The organism is Cellulosimicrobium sp. CUA-896, assembly GCF_001942335.1.
In the GTDB taxonomy this organism is placed as follows: Bacteria; Actinomycetota; Actinomycetes; order Actinomycetales; family Cellulomonadaceae; genus Cellulosimicrobium.
This window is the reverse complement of sequence record NZ_MKKH01000008.1, coordinates 22,867-46,689: the sequence shown is the minus strand read 5'-3', so window position 1 is coordinate 46,689 and position 23,823 is coordinate 22,867. Positions and strand designations below refer to the sequence as shown.

At 73.7% G+C, this 23,823-nt stretch carries 22 protein-coding genes, 1 other RNA gene and 4 pseudogenes; 25 read left to right on the top strand and 2 right to left on the bottom strand.

Features of this window, described 5'->3' with window-relative positions; genetic code table 11:
- The 15 genes and pseudogenes from BJF88_RS03480 (at position 1) to ssrA (ending at position 12,090) form a co-directional block, all read left to right on the top strand.
- Positions 1-860 (top strand): annotated as a pseudogene (locus tag BJF88_RS03480) (type II secretion system F family protein).
- The gene (locus tag BJF88_RS03475; RefSeq protein ID WP_075827772.1) at positions 857-1,798 is read left to right on the top strand and encodes a type II secretion system F family protein; all 942 of its coding nucleotides are present in this window, start codon (positions 857-859) and stop codon (positions 1,796-1,798) included. The pseudogene BJF88_RS03480 and the gene BJF88_RS03475 overlap by 4 nt, the downstream one beginning before the upstream one ends.
- A 112-nt stretch (positions 1,799-1,910) precedes the next feature.
- Positions 1,911-2,129 carry a hypothetical protein gene (locus BJF88_RS03470; RefSeq protein WP_139315894.1) on the top strand — a complete coding sequence of 73 codons (219 nt, stop codon included), beginning with the start codon at positions 1,911-1,913 and terminating at the stop codon, positions 2,127-2,129.
- Between the two features lies 1 nt (position 2,130).
- Positions 2,131-2,517 carry a TadE/TadG family type IV pilus assembly protein gene (locus BJF88_RS03465; RefSeq protein ID WP_075827771.1) on the top strand — a complete coding sequence of 129 codons (387 nt, stop codon included), beginning with the start codon at positions 2,131-2,133 and terminating at the stop codon, positions 2,515-2,517.
- The gene (locus BJF88_RS03460) at positions 2,514-3,023 is read left to right on the top strand and encodes a TadE/TadG family type IV pilus assembly protein (RefSeq protein WP_139315893.1); all 510 of its coding nucleotides are present in this window, start codon (positions 2,514-2,516) and stop codon (positions 3,021-3,023) included. The genes BJF88_RS03465 and BJF88_RS03460 overlap by 4 nt, the downstream gene beginning before the upstream one ends.
- Positions 3,020-3,577 carry a pilus assembly protein TadG-related protein gene (locus BJF88_RS03455; protein ID WP_255371716.1) on the top strand — a complete coding sequence of 186 codons (558 nt, stop codon included), beginning with the start codon at positions 3,020-3,022 and terminating at the stop codon, positions 3,575-3,577. Before BJF88_RS03460 ends, BJF88_RS03455 begins: the two co-directional genes overlap by 4 nt.
- A 500-nt stretch (positions 3,578-4,077) precedes the next feature.
- Positions 4,078-4,419 (top strand): hypothetical protein, encoded by a 342-nt coding sequence (locus tag BJF88_RS20185; protein WP_222843918.1) that lies wholly within the window; start codon positions 4,078-4,080, stop codon positions 4,417-4,419.
- A 138-nt stretch (positions 4,420-4,557) separates the two neighbouring features.
- Positions 4,558-5,760: a DUF916 domain-containing protein gene (locus BJF88_RS03445; RefSeq protein WP_075827770.1), complete on the top strand. Its 1,203-nt coding sequence runs from the start codon at positions 4,558-4,560 to the stop codon at positions 5,758-5,760.
- A 97-nt stretch (positions 5,761-5,857) separates the two neighbouring features.
- On the top strand, positions 5,858-6,970 hold the full coding sequence (gene prfB / locus BJF88_RS03440) for a peptide chain release factor 2 (RefSeq protein WP_075827768.1): 1,113 nt from the start codon (positions 5,858-5,860) through the stop codon (positions 6,968-6,970).
- Positions 6,971-7,146: 176 nt separating this feature from the next.
- A pseudogene (ftsE, locus tag BJF88_RS03435) lies at positions 7,147-7,827 on the top strand (cell division ATP-binding protein FtsE); the annotation flags it as partial.
- Positions 7,828-8,068: 241 nt separating this feature from the next.
- Positions 8,069-8,978, top strand: a pseudogene (gene ftsX / locus BJF88_RS03430) (permease-like cell division protein FtsX).
- A 312-nt stretch (positions 8,979-9,290) separates the two neighbouring features.
- A complete protein-coding gene (locus BJF88_RS03425) occupies positions 9,291-10,415 on the top strand; it encodes a M23 family metallopeptidase (protein WP_255371715.1) in 1,125 nt (374 codons plus the stop codon).
- Positions 10,416-10,572: 157 nt separating this feature from the next.
- Positions 10,573-11,042 (top strand): annotated as a pseudogene (gene smpB / locus BJF88_RS03420) (SsrA-binding protein SmpB).
- Between the two features lie 116 nt (positions 11,043-11,158).
- Positions 11,159-11,572 (top strand): hypothetical protein, encoded by a 414-nt coding sequence (locus BJF88_RS03415; protein WP_075827767.1) that lies wholly within the window; start codon positions 11,159-11,161, stop codon positions 11,570-11,572.
- A 151-nt stretch (positions 11,573-11,723) separates the two neighbouring features.
- Positions 11,724-12,090, top strand: a transfer-messenger RNA (tmRNA) gene (gene ssrA, locus BJF88_RS03410).
- 71 nt (positions 12,091-12,161) lie between these two features.
- Here ssrA and BJF88_RS03405 read toward each other — a convergent pair.
- Together BJF88_RS03405 and BJF88_RS03400 are read right to left on the bottom strand one after the other, a co-directional pair.
- A complete protein-coding gene (locus tag BJF88_RS03405; RefSeq protein WP_075827766.1) occupies positions 12,162-12,560 on the bottom strand; it encodes a hypothetical protein in 399 nt (132 codons plus the stop codon).
- A gap of 330 nt (positions 12,561-12,890) precedes the next feature.
- The gene (locus BJF88_RS03400) at positions 12,891-13,928 is read right to left on the bottom strand and encodes a DUF4349 domain-containing protein (protein ID WP_075827765.1); all 1,038 of its coding nucleotides are present in this window, start codon (positions 13,926-13,928) and stop codon (positions 12,891-12,893) included.
- 97 nt (positions 13,929-14,025) lie between these two features.
- Here BJF88_RS03400 and BJF88_RS03395 point away from each other — a divergent pair, with 97 nt between their 5' ends.
- The 10 genes from BJF88_RS03395 to BJF88_RS03355 all read left to right on the top strand — a co-directional run bounded on the left by BJF88_RS03395 (position 14,026) and on the right by BJF88_RS03355 (position 23,820).
- Positions 14,026-14,967: a PfkB family carbohydrate kinase gene (locus BJF88_RS03395; RefSeq protein WP_255371714.1), complete on the top strand. Its 942-nt coding sequence runs from the start codon at positions 14,026-14,028 to the stop codon at positions 14,965-14,967.
- 88 nt (positions 14,968-15,055) lie between these two features.
- Entirely contained in the window at positions 15,056-16,216 is a 1,161-nt protein-coding gene (locus tag BJF88_RS03390; protein ID WP_075827763.1) for an ROK family transcriptional regulator, read from the top strand.
- Positions 16,217-16,437: 221 nt separating this feature from the next.
- Positions 16,438-17,766 (top strand): extracellular solute-binding protein, encoded by a 1,329-nt coding sequence (locus tag BJF88_RS03385; RefSeq protein WP_075827762.1) that lies wholly within the window; start codon positions 16,438-16,440, stop codon positions 17,764-17,766.
- A gap of 101 nt (positions 17,767-17,867) precedes the next feature.
- On the top strand, positions 17,868-18,830 hold the full coding sequence (locus BJF88_RS03380) for a carbohydrate ABC transporter permease (protein ID WP_075827761.1): 963 nt from the start codon (positions 17,868-17,870) through the stop codon (positions 18,828-18,830).
- Positions 18,827-19,744 (top strand): carbohydrate ABC transporter permease, encoded by a 918-nt coding sequence (locus tag BJF88_RS03375; protein WP_075827760.1) that lies wholly within the window; start codon positions 18,827-18,829, stop codon positions 19,742-19,744. Before BJF88_RS03380 ends, BJF88_RS03375 begins: the two co-directional genes overlap by 4 nt.
- Position 19,745: 1 nt before the next feature.
- Positions 19,746-20,099 carry a hypothetical protein gene (locus BJF88_RS22995; RefSeq protein ID WP_369824467.1) on the top strand — a complete coding sequence of 118 codons (354 nt, stop codon included), beginning with the start codon at positions 19,746-19,748 and terminating at the stop codon, positions 20,097-20,099.
- Complete coding sequence (locus tag BJF88_RS03370) at positions 20,096-20,797, top strand: ROK family protein (RefSeq protein WP_369824466.1); 702 nt, start codon at positions 20,096-20,098, stop codon at positions 20,795-20,797. The genes BJF88_RS22995 and BJF88_RS03370 overlap by 4 nt, the downstream gene beginning before the upstream one ends.
- A complete protein-coding gene (nagB, locus tag BJF88_RS03365) occupies positions 20,785-21,567 on the top strand; it encodes a glucosamine-6-phosphate deaminase (RefSeq protein ID WP_075827759.1) in 783 nt (260 codons plus the stop codon). The genes BJF88_RS03370 and nagB overlap by 13 nt, the downstream gene beginning before the upstream one ends.
- Before the next feature lie 49 nt (positions 21,568-21,616).
- Positions 21,617-21,958, top strand: coding sequence for a DUF3039 domain-containing protein (locus tag BJF88_RS03360; RefSeq protein WP_075827758.1), 342 nt, complete (start codon positions 21,617-21,619; stop codon positions 21,956-21,958).
- A gap of 116 nt (positions 21,959-22,074) precedes the next feature.
- Positions 22,075-23,820: a DEAD/DEAH box helicase gene (locus tag BJF88_RS03355; protein WP_075827799.1), complete on the top strand. Its 1,746-nt coding sequence runs from the start codon at positions 22,075-22,077 to the stop codon at positions 23,818-23,820.
- Positions 23,821-23,823: the final 3 nt, after the last annotated feature.

The window sequence follows — 23,823 nt, the reverse complement described above, 5'->3', positions numbered from 1 at the left end:
GTGGGCGTCGTCGTCGGCCTCCTCCTCGGGGCGGGCCTGTTCTGCGTCTGGTGGTCGTTCTGGCGCCCGGGCCGCGCCGGCCCCGCCGACCCGACGGCTGGTCCGCCCGAACGCAGGACCTCCTCGTCCAGGCCGGCGCCCCCTCGGTCACACCCGGTGCCCTCGTCGGCAGCAGCGTGGGCGTCGGCGTCGCCGTCCTGCTCGTGGCGGGCGTGCTGACCCGGTCGGCGACGATCGCCGCGTGCTTCGCCCTCATCGCCGCGTCCGCGCCCGCGATGCTCGTCCGGGCGCGTGCCCGGCACCGGCGCGCCCGGCTGCGCGACGTGTGGCCGGAGGTCGTGGACCACCTCGCGTCGGGCGTCCGCGCCGGGCTGTCGTTGCCGGAGGCGGTGGGCCAGCTCGGCGACCGCGGGCCGCTCGAGCTGCGCGAGCCGTTCCGGCGCTTCGCACAGGACTACCGAGCGAGCGGGCGGTTCGGCGACTGCCTGGACGCGCTGAAGGAGCGGCTCGCCGACCCGGTCGCCGACCGTATCGTCGAGGCGCTGCGCCTGACCCGCGACGTCGGCGGCACCGACCTCGGCCGGCTCCTGCGGACCCTGTCGACGTTCCTGCGCGAGGACGCCCGCACGCGCGGGGAGCTCGAAGCACGTCAGTCCTGGACGGTCAACGGCGCTCGTTTGGCCGTCGCGGGGCCGTGGGTCGTGCTCGGCTTCCTCGCGACCCGTCCGGAGACCGCGGCGGCGTACAACTCCGTCACAGGCGCGCTCGTCCTCGCCGGAGGCGCGGCGTGCACGGTGGTGGCCTACCAGCTCATGCTGCGGATCGGTCGCCTGCCGGAGGAGGAGAGGGTCCTGCGATGACCGCTCCCGAGATCTCGTGGGTCGGAGCCGCGGCCGGTGCCCTCGCCGGCATCGGCGTCCTGCTCGTCGCCGCCGGCGTCCGCGGACGGGCCATCCGGCTCGACGAACGGCTCGCGCCGTACCTGCGCACGCGCGACGCGACCTCCGCCCTGCTGCGCGACCAGCCGGTGCACACGCCCTTCCCGACGATCGAACGGCTCGTCGCACCGTGGGTCGCCGACGCCGGTCGGGCGCTCGACCGGATCGGCTCGACGCGGGGGGAGCTGCGTCGGCGCCTCGACCGCGCTGGACGCGCCGAGAGCGTCGACCAGTTCCGTGCCCGTCAGCTGGTCTGGGGTGTGCTCGGGCTCGCCGCGGGGACGCTGCTGGCGGTCCTGCTCGCCGCCACGCGTGGGTCGTCGGTCGTCGCGCTCGTGCTGCTCGCGATCTTGTGCGGTGTGGGCGGGGTCCTGGCGTGCGACCAGCACCTGGCGCGGGCGGTCCGGCGTCGCGAGGAGCGCATGCTCGCGGAGTTCCCGACCGTCGCCGAGCTCCTCGCCCTCGCCGTCGCGGCCGGCGAAGGCCCTGTCGCGGCGCTCGAGCGCGTCGCGTCGACAGCCCGCGGAGAGCTCTCCGCCGAGCTCTCGACGACCCTCGCGTCCGTGCGCGCCGGCGCGCCGCTGACGCGGGCGCTCGAGCAGCTCGCGGACCGCACGTCGCTGCCCAGCCTGACGCGCTTCGCCGAGGGCGTGGCCGTCGCGGTCGAGCGCGGCACGCCCCTGGCGGAGGTGCTGCGGTCCCAGGCGCAGGACGTGCGCGAGTCGGGCCGGCGCGCCCTCATGGAGGCGGGCGGGCGCAAGGAGGTCCTCATGATGGTCCCGGTGGTGTTCCTCATTCTCCCGGTGACCGTCGTGTTCGCCGTGTTCCCGTCGGTCGCGACCCTGCGGATCGGTTTCTGAGACGACCCCGCCCGACGAGCCTCGACCGCCGCCAGACCACCACGACAGCCCACGAACGATCGCACGACATCGCACGCGCACCCGAGGACGGGGCGCCGCAGGAGGAGGACGCATGCACACGCTGCTCAGCAGGACGGTGCGCCGGGCACGCAGCGCCGGCGCGGGGATCTACCGGCGGTTGTCGGGCGCGGACGTCGAGCGCGGGGACGTGCCGGGATGGGTGCTCATCACCCTGATGACGGCGGGACTCGTGATCGCGCTGTGGGCCGTCGCCGGGCCCGCGCTCACCGCGGCCTTCAGCGACGCGATCAGCAGCGTCAGCGGACCCTGACGTGCAGGGCGCGTCGGAGCACGAGCGCGGGTCCGCGGTCGTGGACTTCACGCTCGTCTCCGTCCTCGTGCTCGTGCTCTTCCTCGGCGTGGTCCAGGTCGCCCTCGCCGTCCACGTGCGGTCGATGATCATCGACTGTGCCGCAGAGGGGGCACGGGTGGCGGGGCGTGCCGACCGCGGCCCGTCCGACGGCGTCGCCCGGACGCAGGAGCTCATCGCGGCCTCGCTGTCGTCGCGCTACGCGCAGGACGTCACGGCACGCCAGAGCACGGTGGACGGACTGGCCGTCGTGGAGGTGACCGTCACGGCGCCGCTGCCGGTCGTCGGCCTGCTCGGACCGTCCGGGGCCGTGACGGTCTCCGGGCACGCGCTCGAGGAGGGCGCATGAGGATCGCCGTGCCCGAGCCGGTGCGACGCGCCCGCGCACGGCTCACCGGACCGGCGTGCGCGTCGTCACCGGAGCCGGGCGAGCGCGGGAACGCGGTGGTCGAGTTCCTCGGCGTGGCGCTCGTCCTCCTGCTGCCCCTCCTGTACCTGGTGCTCACGGTGGGCCGCGTCCAGGCGGCCACGTTCGCGGTCGAGGGCGCCGCGCGCGAGGCGGCGCGCGCGTTCGTCACCGCGCCCTCGAGCGCCGAGGCGCGCGCCCGGGCCGGCGCGGCGGTCGCGATCGCGCTCGAGGACCAGGGGTTCGACGAGGGGCCGAGCGACACGCTCACGGTGGCCTGCTCGACGTCGCCGTGCCTCGAGCCGGGGAGCGACGTCGCCGCGCACGTGCGGCTCGACGTGCCGCTCCCGCTCGTCCCGGCGTTCGTCCGCGACGCCGTCCCCCTGTCCGTCCCGGTCGAGTCGCGCTTCGTCGCCGAGGTCGACCAGTACGCGGCGCGGCGACCGTGACGGGCGCGAGGACGACCGGTCGGTGGGACGCGCCCGCCGGCACCGCCCGTGACGCCGGCAGGTCGACCCGCAAGGGCTCGCGCGAGGACACGCCCGAGGACGCCCTCGCTCGCGAGTCCGGCCAGATCATGCTGCTCACGTCCGCGTTCGTGGCGTTCGCCCTGCTGCTCGTCACCGTGGTGGTGAGCGCGACGCAGGTCCACCTCGAGCGCAAACGGCTGTTCGACCTCGCCGACGCGCTCGCGCTCGCGGCGGCAGATTCCATGTCGCAGGAGACGTTCTACGCGGGCGCCGCCGAGCGTCCGACGGACGGCGCGGTGCTCACGCTGACCGACGGTGAGATCCAGGCGGAAGTGCGGGACTACCTGCAGGAACACCCCGACGCGACGGCCGGGCTGGACGGCGTCCGGGTGGTCGACGCGACCACCGCCGACGGGCGCACCGCCGAGGTCTCGCTGACCGCGCTCGCGCGACCCGCCATGGTCAGCTGGGTGACGCAGCTCTGGAGTGATGGCATCATCGTCCGTGCGGAAGCACGCGCGAGGGCGTGGTGAACCGTCGACGCCTGTTCGACGACGAACGACGGAGAGAGGACTGTACGCAACGGTGCGTGAACGGACGAAGGGTGTTCGTTCACTTCCTTAACAGTGGTTGACCACTTCTCGCGCATCTCTGTGAAACCGCATGGTTCGCCGCTATGGTGATCCGGTCCGACAACAACTCCAACGATGGAGAGCAACAACATGAACGCACGAGCAAGGAAGCAGCTCGTCGCCGGGGGTGCCCTCGGTGCGATGCTCATCGGCACGGTCGCTCTGTCCTCCGCTGCCATGGCCGACCCCGTCGGTGACGACCAGAACGTGGACGTGTCGGTCGAGATCGAGTCGACCGTCGAGCCCGGCAACCTCGCCTTCAGCGTGGCGGCCGAGTCCACGAGCCTGAGCGAGGGTGACTCCTCGGTCGAGGGCACGCGCGAGTTCACGGGCGAGCTCCCGGCCGTCACCGTGACCGACACCCGCACGGGCGACGAGATCCCCGAGGCGGGTTCCGCCGCGTGTACGTCCTCGGCAGCGCAACCGCCTTCGTCAACGAGAACGGCACCGAGATCGGCGCCGAGAACCTCGGCTGGACGCCGAACCTCGTCTCCGAGAGCGAGTCGGGTCTCGTTTCCGAGGGTCCCGAGGTCGACCCGGCGCTCGAGGGCGACGCGGACGACAGCGACAACGTCGGCCTCGCCGACCAGGAGCTCCTCGTCTCGACCTTCGACTCCGGCGAGGTCGCGCCGGAGGGCTCGTGGACCGCGAACGCGGGCCTCACCCTCCGCACCGCCGAGGACGTCGAGGGCGGTTCGTACAACTCGACGATCACGCTGTCCCTCTTCGAGGACGCGTTCTGATCCGTCGAGCGACCGGTCGCTGACCGGATCCGCACGGACTGACGGACGGCGGGCCGGGTGCTTCCGGAGGCGCAGACCTCCGGGACCACCCGGCCCGCCGTTCGTCGTCGCACCAGCACCGAGAGAGCACGAAGACCAGTGACTTCCGCACGACAGCCCCGCCGCACCGCGCGCCGCGTCCTCGCGACGCTCGCCGCACTCAGCGCCGCACTCCTGCCCGCCGCCTCCGCGGGCGCCGCCGGCCCCGTGCCCGCCGCAACGGCCACGGTCCTGCCCGCCGCAGCGGCCACGGTCCTGCCCGCCGACACGGAGCCCGCCGACACGGAGTCTGCCGACACCGAGCCCGCCGACTCGGAGGGCCGCATCACGTGGAGCGTGACGCCGTCGGGCCCGGACGGCCCGGACGGACGCCGCTGGGTCGACCTCGAGCTCGACCCGGGCGCGAGCGTCGACGACCACCTCGCCGTCACGAACTTCGGCGACGTCGCCGCGACGTTCGCCATCAACGCCGCCGACGGCTACCTCACCGCCAACGGCCGGTTCAACATGCTCCCCTCCACCGAGGAGTCGACCGACGCGGGCACGTGGATCGACGTGCAGGACACGGTCGAGGTCGGCCCCGAGGAGACCGTGGTCGTCCCGTACACCCTGACCGTCCCCGAGAACGCGACCCCCGGCGACCACCCGGCGGGCATCGCCGCGTCCGTGACGAGCACCCGGAGCGGCGAGGGCGGCACGAACCTCGGCGTCGAGAGCCGCGTCGGCTTCCGCATCACGACGCGCGTGACCGGCGAGGTCCAGCCCGCGCTCGCCGTGCCCGACGTCAGCGCCGCGTACACCGCGTCGTGGAACCCCTTCGCCGCCGGCGAGCTGCGCGTGTCCTACGACGTCGCGAACGAGGGCAACATCCGTCTCGGTGCGGCCAGCGACGTCTCGACGTCCGCCCTGTTCGGGCTGCTCACGCAGGACCGCACGGCGCAGCCCATCGACGAGCTCCTCCCGGACGGCTCGCTCAACCGCACCGTCGAGGTGGACCGCGTGTGGCCCCTCGGCCCCGTGACGACGACCGTCACCGTCACGCCGTCGGCGGTCGGTGAGGACGTGATCGACGCGTCGCTCGAGCCGGTCACCGTCTCGGTGACGGCGTGGGCGATCCCGTGGCCGCAGCTGCTGCTCGTGGCGATCGTGGTCGTGGTGTTCCTCGGCGTCCGCGACGACCGCCGTCGCCGCCGGAAGCGCCTCGAGGACATGCTGGCCAAGGCCCGCGACGAGGGCCGTCGCTCCGCGGACGCGCCGTCGAGCGCCCCGGCCGGGGCCGGCAAGGGCGAGCCGAGCGCGTGAGCGGGGCCGCGCCGTCGGGCCGGGGGAGCGCAGACCCGGGCCCGGCGGCGGGCCCGACGGCGCGCCGCACCCGGGCCGTCGCGTAACCTTGAACCTCGTGGCCACCATCGACTTCGCGACCGAGATCAAGGCGCTCCGCAGCACGCTCGAGTCCATCGAGAGCGTCAGCGACCCCGAGGTGCTGCGCGCGCGGATCGACGAGCTGTCGGAGAAGGCGTCGGCCCCCGATCTCTGGGACGACCCGGACGCGGCGCAGCAGGTCACGTCTGCACTGTCGGCAGCACAGGGCGAGCTGGACCGGGTGAAAAGGCTCGGGCAGCGCATCGACGACGTCGAGACCCTCGTCGAGATGGGTCACGAGATGGACGACGCCGACACCCTGACGGAGGCCGAGACCGAGGTCGCGGGGATCCGCAAGGATCTCGACCAGCTCGAGGTCCGCACCCTGCTGGCGGGCGAGTACGACTCCCGCGAGGCCGTCGTGACGATCCGCGCGGGCGCGGGCGGCGTCGACGCCGCCGACTTCGCCGAGATGCTGCTGCGCATGTACCTGCGCTGGGCCGAGCGGCACGGCTACCCGACGACGGTGCTCGACACCTCCTACGCGGAGGAGGCCGGCCTGAAGTCGGCGACGTTCGAGGTGAAGGCGCCGTACGCGTTCGGGCACCTGTCGGTGGAGGCCGGCACGCACCGGCTCGTGCGCATCTCGCCGTTCGACAACCAGGGCCGGCGCCAGACGTCGTTCGCCGCGGTCGAGGTCATCCCGCTCATCGAGCAGACGGACTCGATCGAGATCCCCGAGTCGGAGATCAAGGTCGACGTGTTCCGCTCGTCCGGGCCGGGGGGCCAGTCCGTGAACACGACGGACTCCGCCGTCCGCATGACGCACATCCCGACCGGCATCGTCGTGTCGATGCAGAACGAGAAGTCGCAGATCCAGAACCGCGCGGCCGCGCTGCGCGTGCTCCAGTCCCGCCTGCTGCTCGTGCGCCAGGAGGAGGAGAACGCGAAGAAGAAGGAGCTCGCGGGCGACATCAAGGCGAGCTGGGGCGACCAGATGCGGTCCTACGTGCTCCAGCCGTACCAGATGGTCAAGGACCTGCGGACCGAGCACGAGGTCGGCAACCCCTCGTCGGTGTTCGACGGCGACATCGACGACTTCATCGAGGCCGGCATCCGCTGGCGCCGGGGCGTCCAGCAAGCCGGGTGAAACACGGGCGGTGACGGGGTGGTTGGTCCCGTTTCGCCCGAGATACGGTGACCCGGGCAACAGTCCGGGTCCGTCCCGGTGCGGCGTGTCCGCCCGATCCGGCCCGCGACGCGTGCCTACCCTCGAGAACGTCCAGCGAACCCGGTTCGCTCCCTGACTCGAGAGTTGTGCCTGTCGTGATCCGCTTCGAGAACGTCACCAAGGTCTACGCGCGCGGCGCCAGGCCCGCCGTGGACGATGTGTCCCTGGAGGTCCGTCGCGGCGAGTTCGTCTTCCTCGTCGGCGCCTCCGGCTCCGGCAAGTCGACCTGCCTGCACCTCATCCTGCGCGAGGAGCGCCCCACCCGCGGCAAGGTGTTCGTCGCCGGCCGCGACCTCGGTTCGCTGTCGAGCTGGAAGGTGCCGCACCTGCGGCGCCAGATCGGCGTCGTCTTCCAGGACTTCCGGCTGCTGCCCAACAAGACGGTGTTCGAGAACGTCGCGTTCGCCCTGCAGGTGATCGGCCGGCCGCGCCACTCGATCGCCATCACCGTCCCGGAGACGCTCGAGCTGGTCGGCCTCGCGGGCAAGGAGAAGCGGCGACCGCACGAGCTGTCGGGCGGTGAGCAGCAGCGTGTGGCGATCGCCCGCGCCATGGTGAACCGGCCGCCGATCCTCCTGGCGGACGAGCCCACCGGGAACCTCGACCCCACGACCTCGCTCGGCATCATGCGCCTGCTCGACCGCATCAACCGCACGGGCACGACCGTCGTCATGGCGACGCACGACCACGAGATCGTCGACCAGATGCGCAAGCGCGTCGTCGAGCTCGACACCGGCACGCTCGTGCGCGACCAGGCGCACGGCGGGTACGGGGCGCAGGCCCCGGCGACCGGTGAGCACGCGTCGGTCGCGCCCCCGGCCGCGCGTGCGCCCGAGCGCCGCGCGGCCCCGCGCCCGAGAGCGCGGCGGCCCAGAGCGCAGCGCCCCAGGACGCAGCGCCCCGGAACGCGGGGGGAACCGGCCCCGCGACCTCGCCGACCACCGTCCTGCCGCGCCGCGAGAGCGCGCTGCGCGCCCGCCGCCACGCGGCGAACGTCCGGACGGGGGAGTGAGCGGGGTGCGCTTCCAGTTCATCCTCACGGAGATCGGTCAGGGGCTGCGCCGCAACCTGTCCATGACGGTGTCCGTGGTCCTCGTGACCTTCGTGTCCCTGACGTTCGTCGGGGCCTCGCTGCTGCTGCAGACGCAGATCGACAAGCTCAAGGACGACTGGTACGACAAGGTCGAGGTCTCCGTCTTCCTCTGCCCGGACGCTCCGCCGAACCGACGTGCGCCGCGGGCGAGGCGACGCCCGAGCAGATCGGCGCCCTCGAGGACGTGTTCACCTCCGAGCTCGGCGACGAGATCGAGACCGTCTACTTCGAGTCGAAGGACGACGCGTTCGCCGCGTTCTCCGAGCGCTACCCCGACGGCTACCTCGGCACGCAGCTGACGGTCGACGACATGCAGGCCTCGTTCCGGCTCAAGCTCACGAACCCCGAGAACTACGAGGTCGTCAACGACGTCGTCACGGGCGCCCCGGCGTCGAGGTGGTCGAGGACCAGCGCCGCATCTTCGACTCCCTGTTCCTCGCGCTCAACCGGGCGTCGCTGCTGTCCGCCGGCCTCGCCGCGGTCATGCTCCTCGCCGCGGTCCTGCTCATCACGACGACCATCCGGCTGTCCGCGCTCAGCCGGCGCCGCGAGACGGGGATCATGCGGCTCGTCGGAGCCTCGAACCTGTTCATCCAGCTCCCGTTCCTGCTCGAGGGCGCGATCGCCGCCGTCGTCGGCGCGCTCCTCGCCGTCGGCGGGCTGTGGGTCGGGGTGAAGTACCTCGTCACCGACTGGCTGTCGCAGTCCGTGACCTGGGTCGCGTACGTCGACGAGTCCGACGTGCTGACCATCGCGCCGGTCCTCGTCGGCGCCGCGTTCCTCCTGGCGGCCATCTCCTCGGTCGTCACGCTCAACCGCCACACGAGGGTGTGAGATGACCTCAGCGAACCGTCCCGCGCGCCCCGGCGCGCGCACCGCCGCCCGCTCGTCGCGCCGTGTCCTCGCGGCCGTGCTCGCCGCCGTCGTCCTCGTGACCGGGACGGTCGCGGGCGCGAGCGCCGACGACATCGACGACCGCCGTGCCGCGGCGGAGCGGCGCCAGCAGCAGATGCTCGGCAACCAGGAGCAGCTCGAGGCCGAGCTCGAGGGCACCGACGAGGCGCTCGCGCAGGCCGTCGTCGAGCTGCAGGAGATCGAGGCGAGGCTGCCTGTCGCCCAGGCCGAGCTCGCGGGCGCGAGGCCGAGGTGGAGCGGACCCAGCGCGAGGCGGAGCTCCTGGCCCAGCGGCTCGAGGACGCCCTCGGGCAGGAGGCGGCCATCAGCCAGGAGATCGAGCAGGGCGCGACCGAGGTCGCCGACGCCCGGTCGAGCATCGCCGAGATGGCGCGCAGCGCCTACCGGGGTGCGGGCGACGTGTCGAGCCTCGGGATCGTCACGGGTGCGCAGAGCACCGAGGAGTTCATCGAGGAGTTCGCGGTCTCGTCGACGGCTGCGCGCAGCCAGTCCCGCACGCTCCAGGACCTCCAGGAGGCCGAGGCCGTCGCGCGCAACCGCGAGGCCCGGCTCCAGGCCGTCCGGGAGTCGATCACCGACCTCAAGACGCAGGCCGACCAGAACGTCGTCGAGGCCGAGGCCGCGCGCCAGGCCGCGGTCGAGCGCAAGGCGGAGGTGGAGAGCCTCATCGTCGAGCAGCAGGCCAAGAAGGCGACGATCGAGGACCGCAAGGACGACGCGCTCGCCCGCATCGAGCAGAACGAGCGCGACCAGGCCGCGCTGCAGGCCGAGCTGCAGACGATCATCGCCCAGCAGGCCGAGCGCGACCGCAAGGCGGCCGAGGAGGCCGAGCGCCGGCGCCAGGAGGAGGAGCGTCGGCGCCAGGAGCAGCAGCAGAACCAGGGCGGTGGCGGCAGCAGCGGCGGCGGCGGCGGCGGGAGCAGCAACCCCGCGCCCCCGCCGGCACCGCCGCCGACGTCGAGCGGGCTGTCCTACCCGACGGCCGTGCCGCACGTGACGTCGCACTACGGCATGCGTCTGCACCCGACGCTCGGCATCTACCGGCTGCACGCGGGCACGGACTTCCGCGCCTACTGCGGCACGCCGATCCTCGCCTCGGCGTCCGGGACCGTGCTCTTCGCCCGCCGCTACGGAGGCCTCGGCAACCAGGTGCTGGTCAACCACGGCACCATGGGCGGGCAGAGCGTCATGACGAGCTACAACCACCTGTCCCGCTTCGCCGTCTCGTCCGGCCAGTCGGTGCAGAAGGGTCAGGTCGTCGGGTACTCGGGCAACACCGGGACGTCGAGCGCGTGCCACCTGCACTTCGAGGTGTACGTGAACGGCTCGACGGTGAACCCGATGTCGCGGCTCTGACCGTCACGCCCCGGAGCGGGCACCGGCCAGGAGCGATGACGTTCGCCCCCGGGATAATCCGTACCGGACTCCGCCCCGCCGCCGTACCCTGGTGGGTCGGCACGTCGCGCGTGCCGCCCGGAGCACCCGCGAGACCCCACGAGGACGGTAGGACGAGATGGCGAAGGACAGCGGCCGCAAGGTCGTCGCCAGCAACCGCAAGGCACGCCACGACTACGTGATCGAGGACGTGTACGAGGCGGGGATCGTCCTGTCCGGCACCGAGGTCAAGGCGCTGCGGATGGGACGCGCGTCGCTCGTCGACGGCTACGTCGGCGTCGACCGCGGCGAGGCGTGGCTCGAGAACGTCCACATCCCCGAGTACACCGAGGCACCTGGAACAACCACGCCCCGCGCCGCAAGCGCAAGCTCCTGCTGCACAAGGAGGAGATCCTGCGGCTCGAGTCGAAGACGCGCGAGAAGGGGCACACCGTCGTCCCGCTCCAGCTCTACTTCCTCGACGGGCGCGCGAAGGTCGAGATCGCGCTCGCGCGCGGCAAGAAGGAGTACGACAAGCGCCAGGCGCTGCGCGAGAAGCAGGACCAGCGCGAGGCGCAGCGCGCCATGCGCCAGCGCGAGATGCGCTGACGCGGCCCGCGCGCGCACGGGGGGTCGCGCTGGTGGGCTCGCCCGGGACGTCGTACGGTCGGTGGCACGCCGCCCGTCACGGTGCGGCGATCGTCCCCGCGCCGACAGGAGCCCGCATGGTCAAGCTGCGCCAGTACATCCCCCGCCTCGCCGCCGGGGCGTACATCCTCAACTCCGGGCTGAGCAAGCGCGGCGCCGACAAGGACGCGTCGGAGGGCATGCACGGCATGGCCGCCGGCGCCTACCCGTTCCTCGGCGAGGTCGAGCCGCAGCAGTTCGCGAAGACGCTCTCCACGACGGAGATCGCGCTCGGCGCGGCGCTCGTGACGCCGTTCGTCCCGACGGCGCTCGTCGCGCCCGCGCTCGCCGCGTTCTCCGCCGGCCTCGTGGGCCTGTACCTCAAGACGCCGGGCATGACGCGCGAGGACGGCGTCCGCCCGACCGACGAGGGCATCGGCCTGGCGAAGGACGTGTTCCTCCTCGGCATCGCCGGTGGCCTTCTCGCGGACGTGCTGAGCCGCAAGAAGTAGCGGCGTCGGGCGTCGCGGGAGGGCGTCGGGCGGCGCCGCGGAGCACGCCGCGGAATACGGGTGCGGCCCCTCGCGTTGGTCCCGTACGCTGGTCACGCTGCAGGCGCCGCGGGCTCGTCCCGCGGGATCGGCAGTGCTTGACAACTGCACAGGGGGTGATCGGTTTCGACGGTGGTCGTGCTTCGAGGAGAAGCGGGCCGAGGATGCAGGCTTATCTCGTTAACGATGTCTGCAAACTACAGGTGCCGATAACAAGCGCACCGACTTCGCCCTCGCCGCCTGAGCGAGCCCCGAAGTCCGTCAGCCCGAGCTAGCTCTCGACTCGGATCCTGGCGTCATCTAGAGAGCCACTGCTCGCAGTCCTCGTCACCGGGGCTGCGGGGACTCTTCGGTGACTGAGCCCGTCCGCACCTTGTCTGCGTGAGTGCGGGGGCCGAGAAAAACGACAGCAGACTGCGCCCGGAGAAGTCCTCGATCGGCGTCACCGGACCGGGGTTCGATTCCCCGCACCTCCACCCCTGACGAGCGCCCGCCCGGCCCACGGCCCGGCGGGCGCTCGTGCGTTCCGGGGGCCGGGCGGGCGGCCCGCTCAGTCCAGGTCCGCGACGCTACGCCACGAGCCCGCGGCGCGCCCGTGCTCGGTCTCGAGCCGGAACCCGCTCAGCGGGAGGTTGCCCGCGCGCCGCCGCGCTCGCAGGATCCGCAGCGCGTCGTCGTCGCTGGGTGCCCCGAAGGTCTCGCCGCACCGTGCGCCGGCCGCGGTGACCACGCGGTAGAGCGGCAGGTGGTGGTCGTCGTCGCGCACCTCCTCCGCGTGCGCCGCGACCTCCTGGGCGACCTCGAGGTCGGGCAGGGAGCGCCACACCCGGTCGGGGCCTTCGAGCGTGCAGGGGCCGTCGTCGGCGGTGCGGTGGATGAGGTAGTCGCCGGCCGTGGAGCGCGCGCGCCAGGTCCGGGGGTCGAGGGTCGTCCACGTCAGCGTGTTCATGCCAGTCCTCGTCGATCGGGAAGGTGCGTGCTCGTACCGTCCGCGGCCGGCCCGCGGTCGCCCCCTGGCGCATCGACGCTCCGCACTGGGGTGTGTCCCAGCCCCGTGACGTCACCACGCCCGGCTCAGGATCGGGCCGGTCCGTGCGGTCGCACGGGTCACGATCCGGTGTCGATGGCGCGGCGCGCCGGTTGTGCCTGTGCTGTCCGGGTTCGGGAGGGCGGTCCGGTCGGGTGAAGTTTCCTCCGGTGCGACGCCGGTCGACCAGGATGTGGGACGAGGGCGTCGCGCGGTGCGTGGCGGGACCGGTCGGGCGCGTGGACGTGCCGGTCAGTGGTGGCGCGAGCCGGCGAGCACGGCGGGTTCCCGGCCGCTCCCGTCGGCGGGTGGGTCACCGTGCTCGGACGGTCCGGTGCCCGGGCCCCCGTCCGGCCGTGCGGGTCCCGCGGGCGGGGCTCCGCCCGGTGCCCGGCGGGAGCGTCGCAGCGCCCAGCGCACGACGAGCGCGACGGCGGTCGCGAGGACGAGCCAGGGCAGGAGCACGCCGAGCACGACGACGAGCCCGTTGAGCGTCGCCAGCAGCGCGTCCCACCCGTCCTGGAGCCCGCCGAGGAACCCGCCGGGTGCGAGCCGTTCGGCGGGGGCCTCCTGCACGAGGGTGACGTGCAGCGTCGACATCGTCACCCGGTCGGTGATCGCGGCACGCTCGGCCTGGAGCGACTCGAGCTCGGCCTGCCGGCTGGTGAGCTCCTGCTCCGCCTCCAGGAGGTCCGCGGTCGTCGTCGCGTCGCCCATGAGGTCGCGCAGGCGGTCGACGGACGTGGCGAGGGCCTCGACGCGGGCGTCGAGGTCGCGCGCGGTGCCGGTGACGTCGACGGCCTCCACGGACAGGTCCTCGACGGTGCCGACCTGGTCGAGCGCGTCCACGGTCGCGGTCGTGCGGTCGGCGGGGACGCGGACGGTGAGCTCGGCGCTCGGCGGCACGTCCCCGTCGGCCCGGGTCTGGCGGCGGCTCTCGACGTGGCCGCCCGCGCTCTCGGCGAGGTCGACGACGGCGTCCGCGGCCACGGTGGGGTCGTCCGTCACGACGGTGGCCGACCCGGTCGTCACGACCTCGCGGTCGGCAGCGGCCTGCGCCGACGCGTCGCCGCGGGCGATGCCGGAGCCGGGTCCCGCGACGGCGTCGGCGTCCTCGGCCGTCGCGGCGCCGGCCCCCGCGTCCGACGACCGCACGGTTCCGTCGACGGCGGCGCCTCCGGTCCCCGCGTCGTCGGCCGTGTCCCCGGTGCCGGCGGTGCAGCCCCCCAGGAGGGTGGCTCCGAGCGCTGCCATGAGGAGGAGGGCGGGGAGCCGGCGGGAGGTGCGCACGCTGCGACAGTAGGGCGCGGGACGCTCGGGACGGGCACCGGGAGCCTGTCCGGTGCGGCATCGTGACGCGGTCGTGAGCGGACCGTGACCTGGACAGGTGTTCACCCGCCCCGCCGTCTGTTCACCCGCCCGCCGGCGCGTGGCACGGCAGGATGGGCCCGTGCTCGTGTGCTGCGGACTGCTGACCCTCGACGTCGTCCAGGTGGTCGACCGCCTGCCCGGTCCGGACGAGAAGGTGGTCGCGCGGTCGCTCGCGGCGACGTTCGGCGGGCCCGCGGCGAACGCGGCCGCGACGGCCGCGGCGCTCGGGGTGCCGAGCCGGCTCGTGTCCGCCGTGGGGGAGGGGCCGCTCGCGGACGCGGTGCGCGCGGACGTCGCCGCGGCCGGGGTGGAGCTCGTCGACGCCCTGGCGCCGGCGCGCCGGCCGGGGGCCCGGCCTGCGGTCTCGACCGTGCTGGTGACGGCCGGGACGGGGGAGCGGGCGGTCGTCAGCACCAACGCGACGGCGCTCGGCGGGCTGCTCGACGACGACGTCGACGTCGGCGCGCTGCTCGGGCCGCTCGGCCCGCGCGACGTGCTCCTGCTCGACGGGCACCTGCCCGGCGTGGCGCTGCCCGCGGCGCGCCGTGCGCGCGAGGCCGGGTGCACGGTCGTGCTCGACGGCGGGTCGTGGAAGCCGGACTCCGCGGAGACGATGGCGCTGTGCGACGCAGTCGTCGTGTCGGCGGACCTCCGGGTCCCGGGGGCGGACGGCGACGTGCTCGCGGCGGTCGCGGCGCTCGGACCGCGGTACGTGGCGCGCACGCACGGGCCCGGCCCGGTGGAGGTGCTGCACGACGGGCGCCGGTCGAGCGTCCCCGTGCCGGTCCCGAGCCGGGTCGTCGACACGCTGGGGGCGGGCGACGTCGTGCACGGTGCCTTCGCCGCGGCGCTCGCGCAGGGGGCGTCGTACGCGGCGGCGCTCGAGCGCGCCGTGGTCGTCGCGTCGCGGTCGGTCGAGCACGCCGGCGCCCGCGGCTGGGCGGCCGACGGCGCCTGAGTCGTCCGTGTTGCTGCCCGGCAACGGTTCGGTCACGACGTCCGAGGGCGGTTGACACCGACTTAGTAAAGGCAGTTCACTAACAAACATGACGACGGCAGTGACGGGACGCGAGGCACCACGCCGGCGCCTGAGCGCAGGCCTGCGGCCGACCGCGAAGGTGCTCCCCGAGCACGCGCGGGCGCACAACCGCTCGCTCGTCCTGCAGCACCTCTTCCACGAGGGGCCGACGTCGCGCGCCGACCTCGCGCGCGCCACGTCGCTGACCCGCGTGACGATCTCCGACCTCGTCGCCGTGCTCATGGCCGAGGGCCTGGTCGAGGAGCTCGGCGTCCGCCCGGGGCAGCGCGTCGGCAAGCCCGCGATGCTCGTCGGCATGCGCACGAGCGCGTACCAGGTCGTCGCCGTCGACCTCACGGACGACGAGGTGGTGCGCGGCGCCGTCATGACCCTCACGGGTGACCTCGTCCTGCGGCGCGACCTGCCCGTCGACGGGCGCACGGGCACCGAGCTCGTCGACCTCCTGACGCGCTTCTGCCGGGGTCTCGTCGCCGCCGCCAGCCAGCCCGTGATCGGCGTGGGCATCGGTTCGCCGGGAGTCGTGGACAGCGCAGGACGCGTGGTCGAGGCGCCCAACCGCCGCTGGTACGACGTCCCGCTCGCCGAGACCCTCACCGACCGGCTCGGGCTCGCTGTCCACGTCGCGAACGACGCGAACACGGCCGCGCTGGGGGAGTTCACCTTCGGCGGTGCCTCCGGCTCCGGTCTCCTCGTGCTCACCGTGGGCGAGGGCGTCGGCGCCGGGATCATGGTCGACGGCGCCCGCGTGCGCGGGCACGGGGACGCCGCCGGCGAGCTCGGGCACGTGACCGTCGTCGACCACGGCGACCCCTGCGCCTGCGGGCGCCGGGGCTGCCTGGAGACCGTCCTGTCCGTCCCGGCGCTCCGGCGCGCGGTCGACGGGCTCGACACCGAGGCCGCCGACGCCGCGCTGGCGTCGGTCGGCAGGACGCTGGGGGTCGCCCTGGCGCCTGTCGTGAGCGCGCTCAACCTCGCGGAGGTGCTGATCAGCGGTCCGGCGGACCTGCTCGACGGCCCTCTGCGGGAGGCCGCGCTCGAGACCGTCCGCGAGCGGACCATGCCGGTCATCGGCAGCGGCCTGCAGGTGCGGATGGCCACGCTCGACGAGGACGTGGTCCTGGCCGGGGCCGCCGTCCTCGTCCTGTCCGGACAGCTGGGGGTGTCGTGAGCACCGACGCGCGCGCGACCCCGCTGCCGACCGGCGCGGACCGTCCGCGGACCCGCCCGCACCCCGCACCTGACCCGTCCCGGAACGGCCCGGGCCGTCCGCCGCACCGACGGACGTCCCGGGAAGCAGCAGCACCTGCACACCCTGAATAACGCAGGACTCCTGCCACACTCCGTGCGCGTCACCGACGACGCCGCACAGACACCGAGAGGAAGCACCCCGTGAAGAGGAACCGTCTCGTCGCCACCTCCGTGGCGTCGACGATCACCCTGGCGCTCGCGCTCACCGCCTGCAGCTCCGGCGGAGGCGGCAACGACGACACCGACGGCACCGGCGGCGAGGCCGAGGCCGGCGACATCACGCTGTGGCTCGCGGGACCCGACACCCCGGACGAGCTGCGCGACTACCTGGTCGACACCTTCGAGGCCGAGAACCCCGGCTCGACGCTCACCATCGAGCAGAAGGAGTGGCCGGACCTCGTCACCGCGCTGACGACCGCCCTGCCCGACGCCGAGAACACGCCCGACGTCACCGAGATCGGCAACACGCAGTCGTCGACGTTCAGCACGGTCGGCGCGTTCCGCGACCTGACGCCGCTGTACGAGGAGCTCGGTGGGGACGACCTGCTGCCCTCGTTCGTGGAGGCCGGCACGGTCGGCGACCAGAACTTCGCGCTGCCGTACTACTTCGGCTCGCGCTACATGTTCTACCGCCCCGACATCTGGACGGCGGCCGGGCTCGAGGTCCCGCAGAACCTCGCCGAGTTCTCCGAGTCGGTGAAGGCGCTGCGGACCGACAGCCAGTCGGGCTTCGCGATGGGCGGACAGGACTGGCGCAACGGCATCTCGTGGGTCTTCGCGAACGGCGGCGAGCTCGCCGTCGAGGAGGACGGCGAGTGGGTGTCCACCCTCAGCGACCCGAGCACCGTCGCGGGCCTCGAGCAGTGGCAGGACGTCTACGCCGGCGCCTCGAACGTCCCCGCCACCGCGCAGGACGTCGCGTACTGGGAGTTCCTCAACGACGGCGAGGGCGGCACGCCGCCCGAGGCCGCCACGATCATGGCTCCGGGCTGGGCCCGCTGGTCCATCGGCGAGCTCACGACGAACGACGAGGGCGAGGAGGTGCGAGACGGCATGGCCGACGCGTCGAAGTACGACATCTTCGGCCTGCCCGGCGTCGACGGCGGTCTGGCCCCCGTGTTCGCGGGCGGCTCCAACATCGCGATCTCGGCGCAGTCCCAGCACCCCGAGCTCGCGGAGAACCTCCTGCGCATCATCTTCTCCGAGGAGTACCAGACGATGCTGGGGGAGAACGGCCTCGGCCCGGCGAACAGCCAGTACGTCGACAGCCTCGGCGACGACAAGTTCGCCGAGACGATGATCGCGACGGCCGCCGACTCGAAGCTCACGCCGCCGGCCCCGGGCTGGGCCGCGGTCGAGGGCGCGCTCGTCTACGAGGAGCTCTTCCAGAAGATCGCCGAGGGTGGCGACGTCACAGCGCTCGCCGCGGAGTACGACGAGAAGATCACCCCGATGCTGAACAACGGCTGACGCGACCACGTCGGTCCGAGTCCGGGCGGCGCCTGCCCGCCGGTCCTGACGGCACCACCGTTAGGACCGGCGGGAGCGGGCGGCCCGGGAGGAGCCTCCCCATGAGAACCACCACCTCCGCGGTCGTCGGGTCCGCCGTGCCGGACGTCTCCGGCCCGGCGCGCACGCCGCGCCGTCGTCGCCGGTCGCGGGCGCCGTACCTGCTGATCGCCGCCGCCGTCCTCGTGATCCTGCTCGGCATGGGCTACCCGGTCTACTGGCAGGTCGTCACGTCCCTGCAGGAGTTCGGGCTGGCGCAGCAGTTCGGGCAGCCGCCGACCTTCGTCGGCCTCGACAACTACGCTCGCCTGTTCGCCGACCCGTCGCTGTGGGCCGTCGTCACCCGCTCCGTGGTCTTCTGCCTCGTCAACGCCCTGCTCACCGTCGCCCTCGGCACGCTCTTCGCGGTGCTCATGCGAGCCGCGACCCGCGCCGCGCGCCTGGTCCTGCAGGTCGCGATGCTGCTCGCCTGGGCGATGCCGATGGTCGCCGCCGTGACCGTCTTCAAGTGGTTGTTCGACTGGCGCTCGGGCGTCGTCAACTGGCTCCTCGTCCAGCTCGGGCTCGACGGCTTCCAGGGCTACTCCTGGCTCGCGCAGCCGCTGACGTTCTACCTCGTCGCGACGCTCGTCGTCGTGTGGATGTCCGTGCCCTTCGTCGCCCTGTCCGTCTACGCGGCGCTCACCCAGGTCTCGGAGGAGGTCATGGAGGCCGCGGCCCTCGACGGCGCCGGGCCCTGGCGGGCGTTCTGGAACATCGTCGTGCCCATGATCCGGCCCGTGCTGTCCATCGTCCTGCTGCTGCAGATCATCTGGGACCTGCGCGTGTTCGGCCAGATCCGGCTCCTGCAGGACGGCGGCGCACCCGTCTCCGAGACCAACCTGCTGGGCAACTTCATCTACGAGCTCGGCGTCGGGCGCCAGGACTTCGCCGGCGCCGCCGCCGTCTCGATCTTCGTCCTGGCGCTGACGATCCTGCTCAGCTGGCCCTATGTCCGCAGCCTGCTCAAGGAGGACGAGGCATGACCACCGCGACCCCGACACGAGGCCCGGTGCGCCAGAGCCCGGGGCGGTCCGCGGCGGCGACGCCGCGGACCGGGCGCCGCCGCACGCGCCCCGGCACCGTCGCCGCGACCGTCGCCGCCCTGGTCGTCGCGGCGGTGTGGGTGTTCCCCGTCTACTGGATGGTCAACACCTCGCTCCTGCCGCGCACCCAGGTCCAGTCCCGGACGCCGACGTTCGTCAGCCTCGACGCGGGCACGTTCAACTACGCCTCCGTGCTCGAGGGCTCGTCCTTCCTCTCGGCGCTGCGGATGAGCCTCGTCGTGACGCTCTCGACCGTCGTGCTCGTGCTCGTCTTCGCCTTTCTCGCCGCGCTCGCGATCAGCCGGTTCCGCTTCCGCGGCCGCAAGTCCTTCGTCGTGGCGCTGCTGTTCATCCAGATGCTCCCCGCCGAGGGGCTGTTCATCGCGCAGTACCGGATGCTGTCGAGCGCGGAGCTGCTCAACACCGCGATCGGCGTGACCGTGCTGTACACCGCGGCCGTCGTGCCGTTCACGGTCTGGATGCTGCGCGGGTTCGTCGCGGGCGTCCCCGCGGAGCTCGAGGAGGCCGCCATGGTCGACGGGCTCAGCCGCACGGGCGCGTTCGTGCGGATCACCTTCCCGCTGCTCGCGCCGGGGCTCGTCGCGGCCGGCGTCTACGCGTTCCTCCAGGCCTGGAACGAGTTCACCATCGCCCTCGTGGCCCTGCCGTCGAACCAGGCCGAGACGCTGCCGCTGTGGCTGCGCTCGTTCCTCAACTCGAGCGTGAGCCAGGGCGTGAACTGGGGCGAGGTGATGGCGGCCTCGACCCTCATCGCGGTGCCCGTCATCGTCTTCTTCCTCGTCGTCCAGGGCCGCATGACCGGGGGCCTCGTGTCGGGTGCGGTGAAGGGCTGACGTGAGCGAGACGAGCACGACCGCCTCCGTCGACGGCGAGGCGGCCGCGGTCCCGGGCGCCAAGAGCCCGACACCCGTCCCCCCGGGGGGAGCGCCCGTCCGCGGACGTCGCAGCCCCGGGTGGACGGCAGGCCTGGACGTCGGCGGCACGAAGGTGCTGGCCACCGTCCTCGACCCCGACGGCGCGGCGCACGGGACCGTACGCGTCCCCACGGTCCGCGGACCGGAGGGCGTCGTGGCGAGCGCCGCGCGCGCGGTGCACGACGCCGCCCGGCAGGCCGGCGTCGCGGTCCGCGACCTCGAGGGGTCGGGGTCGGCGTGCCGGGCCTCGTCGACCCCGCCGACGGCTCGGTGACCCACGCCGTGAACCTCGGGGTGGACGGGGCGCGCTTCCCCCTCGCCGACCGGCTCTCCCGAGCGGTCGGGGGAGTGCCGGTCCACGTGGACAACGACCTCAACGTCGCGGCGCTGGGTGCCGCGCACGCCATGGGGGCCGACGGCACCGACCTCGCCTTCCTGGCCCTCGGGACCGGCCTCGCCGCCGGGATCGTGCTCGGCGGCGAGGTGCGCCGCGGCGTGACCGGAGCGGCGGGGGAGATCGGCCACATCCCCGTGGACCCCCACGGGCCGCCGTGCGCGTGCGGGCAGCGCGGCTGCGTCGAGGTCTACGCCTCCGGCTCCGCGCTCGGCGCGCGGTGGCCGTCGCGCCACGGACGCCCCGCCCCGGCGGAGCTGTTCGAGGCCGCGGCCGCGGGCGACCCGGACGCACGGCGGATCAAGGACGAGTTCGCGTCCGCCGTCGCGAGCGCGGTGCGCATCCTCCAGCTCACGGTCGACGTGCGCCACGTCGTCCTGGGCGGCGGCGTGTCGGCGCTCGGCGCACCGCTGCTCGACGCGGTGCGGGCGGCGCTCGACGCGCAGTCGCGCACGTCCCCCTTCCTGTCGTCGCTGCGGCTCGCGGACCGCGTGTCCCTCGCGCCCGCCGACGTGCCCGTCGCCGCCGTGGGCGCCGCCCTCGTCGGCCGTCGAGAGGAGCTCTCGTGGAGGTCGTGATCGCGCCGGGCGAGACGCTCGCCCGGCTCGCCGCGGACGCGGTCGCCGCGCTGGTGCGCGCGCGACCGGACGCCGTCCTGGGGCTGGCCACGGGGTCGAGCCCGCTCAAGGTGTACGACGAGCTCGCGCGCCGGCACGCCGAGGAGGGCCTGAGCTTCGCCCGGGCACGGGCGTTCCTGCTGGACGAGTACGTGGGGCTGCCCGCGGACCACCCCCAGCGGTACCGGAACGTCATCGACGCCGAGATCGCCTCGCGCGTCGACCTCGCGCCCGGGGCGGTGCAGGGGCCGGACGGCCTCGCCGAGGACCTGCCCGCCGCGTGCGCGGCGTACGAGGCGGCGATCGCGGACGCCGGCGGGGTCGACCTGCAGATCCTCGGCATCGGGACGGACGGGCACATCGCGTTCAACGAGCCGGGGTCCTCGCTCGCCTCGCGCACGCGGATCAAGACGCTCACGTCGCAGACGCGCGAGGACAACGCGCGCTTCTTCGGCGACGACGTCGACCAGGTACCCACCCACTGCCTCACCCAGGGCCTCGCGACGATCATGTCCGCGCGCCACCTCGTGCTGCTCGCCACCGGGCGCGGCAAGGCCGAGGCGGTGCACCAGCTGGTCGAGGGCCCCGTGTCCGCGCTGTGGCCCGCCACGATCATGCAGATGCACCCGCACGCGACCGTGCTGGTCGACGACGCCGCCGCCTCGCGTCTGCAGCTCGCGGCCTACTACCGCCAGTCGTACGCGGCGAAGCCGCCGTGGCAGGGGTTGTGAGCGCGCCGCGGCGTCCGGCGTGCGGGTGGGGCGACGTAGACTTCCGACCATGATCGAACTCCGCGCGAGCACGCCCCCCGGTGGGCCCGAGGACCCGTCCCGGGGACCGGCGCAGCCGAGCGACCCGCAGCGCGCCGGCTCGACGGGCCTCCTCGAGCGCGAGGAGACGCGCGAGCAGGCCGAGCCGGGCGACCACGAGCGCTTCGCGCACTACGTGCGCAAGGAGAAGATCATGGAGTCGGCGCTCTCCGGCAAGCCGGTGATCGCGCTGTGCGGCAAGGTCTGGGTCCCGGGGCGCGACCCGAGCAAGTTCCCGGTCTGCCCCACGTGCAAGGAGATCTACGAGGGTCTGCGCGAGCCGCAGGACGGCGAGGGTGACTCCGCCACGTGAGCGGCACGCACCACCCGTCGTCCACCTCCCCTTCCACCCCCCGCAGCGCTCCCGCTGCTCCCGCGGCCTCCGTCGCCGGCGCTCCGCAGAGCCCGTCGTCGGCCGCCGCCTCCCACCTGTCGCCGGCGTTCCCGCGCCGCGCCCCGTGGGGTTCGGCCTCCAAGCTGCGCGCCTGGCAGGCGCAGGCCCTGGAGCTGTACCGCGCGCGTGCGCCCCGTGACTTCCTCGCCGTCGCGACACCCGGCGCGGGCAAGACCACGTTCGCGCTGCGCGTCGCCACCGAGCTGCTCGAGCAGGGCACGGTGCGGCGCGTGACGATCGTCGCGCCCACGGAGCACCTCAAGCACCAGTGGGCCGACGCCGCCGCGCGCGTCGGCATCCGCATCGACCCGAACTTCCGCAACAGCCAGGGCCGCCACGGCGCGCACTACGACGGCGTCGCGCTCACCTACGCGCAGGTCGCCGCGAAGCCCGCCCTGCACGCCGCGCGCACGACGGCCGACCGCACGCTGGTCATCCTCGACGAGGTCCACCACGGCGGCGACGCGCTGTCGTGGGGCGACGCCGTCCGCGAGGCGTTCGAGGACGCGACCCGCCGGCTGAGCCTCACGGGGACGCCGTTCCGCTCCGACACCGCGGCGATCCCGTTCGTCGAGTACGAGCGCGGCCCCGACGGCATCCGCCGCTCGAAGGCGGACTACACCTACGGGTACGGCGAGGCGCTGCGCGACCACGTCGTGCGGCCCGTGCTCTTCCTCACGTACTCCGGCCAGATGCGCTGGCGCACGAAGGCCGGCGACGAGGTCAGCGCGCGGCTCGGCGAGCCGCTCACGAAGGACATGACCGGTCAGGCGTGGCGTACCGCGCTGGACCCGAACGGCGAGTGGATCCCGTCGGTCCTCGCGGCCGCCGACAAGCGGCTGTCGGAGGTCCGCCGGGCGATCCCGGACGCCGGCGCGCTCGTCATCGCGACGGACCAGACGGACGCGCGCGCGTACGCCGGGCACCTCGCACGGATCACCGGGACGTCGCCGACGGTCGTGCTCTCCGACGACGACGGCGCCAGCGCCCGCATCGAGGAGTTCTCCGACGGTGACCAGCGGTGGATGGTCGCCGTGCGCATGGTCTCCGAGGGCGTCGACGTGCCCCGGCTCGCGGTCGGCGTGTACGCCACGTCGACGTCGACACCGCTGTTCTTCGCGCAGGCGGTCGGTCGCTTCGTCCGCGCCCGGCGCCGCGGCGAGACCGCCTCGGTGTTCCTGCCGAGCGTCGCGCCGCTGCTCGAGCTCGCGAACGGGCTCGAGGCCGAGCGCGACCACGCGCTCGACCGTCCTCTGACCGCCGAGGAGCAGGGGGACGGGTTCGACCCCGAGGCGGCGGAGCTCGCCGCGGCCAACCGCGAGGACAAGGCGTCCGGCGAGCTCGTGCAGGGCACGTTCGAGGCGCTCGAGGCGCAGGCGTCGTTCGACCGCGTGCTGTTCGACGGCGGCGAGTTCGGCACGGGGGCGGACGTCGGCTCCGACGAGGAGCTCGACTTCCTCGGCCTGCCCGGTCTGCTCGACGCCGACCAGGTGACGACGCTGCTGCGCCAGCGCCAGGCCGACCAGATGAGCGCGCGGTCGAAGAACCCGGCGTCGGCCGAGCGGGAGCGCTCCGAGCTCGAGCACCGGCGCGCGGCGGAGCTGCGCAAGGAGCTCCAGCAGCTCGTCTCGGCGTGGGCGCGCCGCAGCGGGCAGCCGCACGGGTCGGTGCACACCGAGCTGCGTCGCCGGTGCGGCGGGCCCGAGGTGCCCCTCGCGACCGTCGAGCAGCTCGACGCGCGCGTGGCGCTCGTGCGCCGCTGGTTCGTCGGGCAGAAGTAGGCC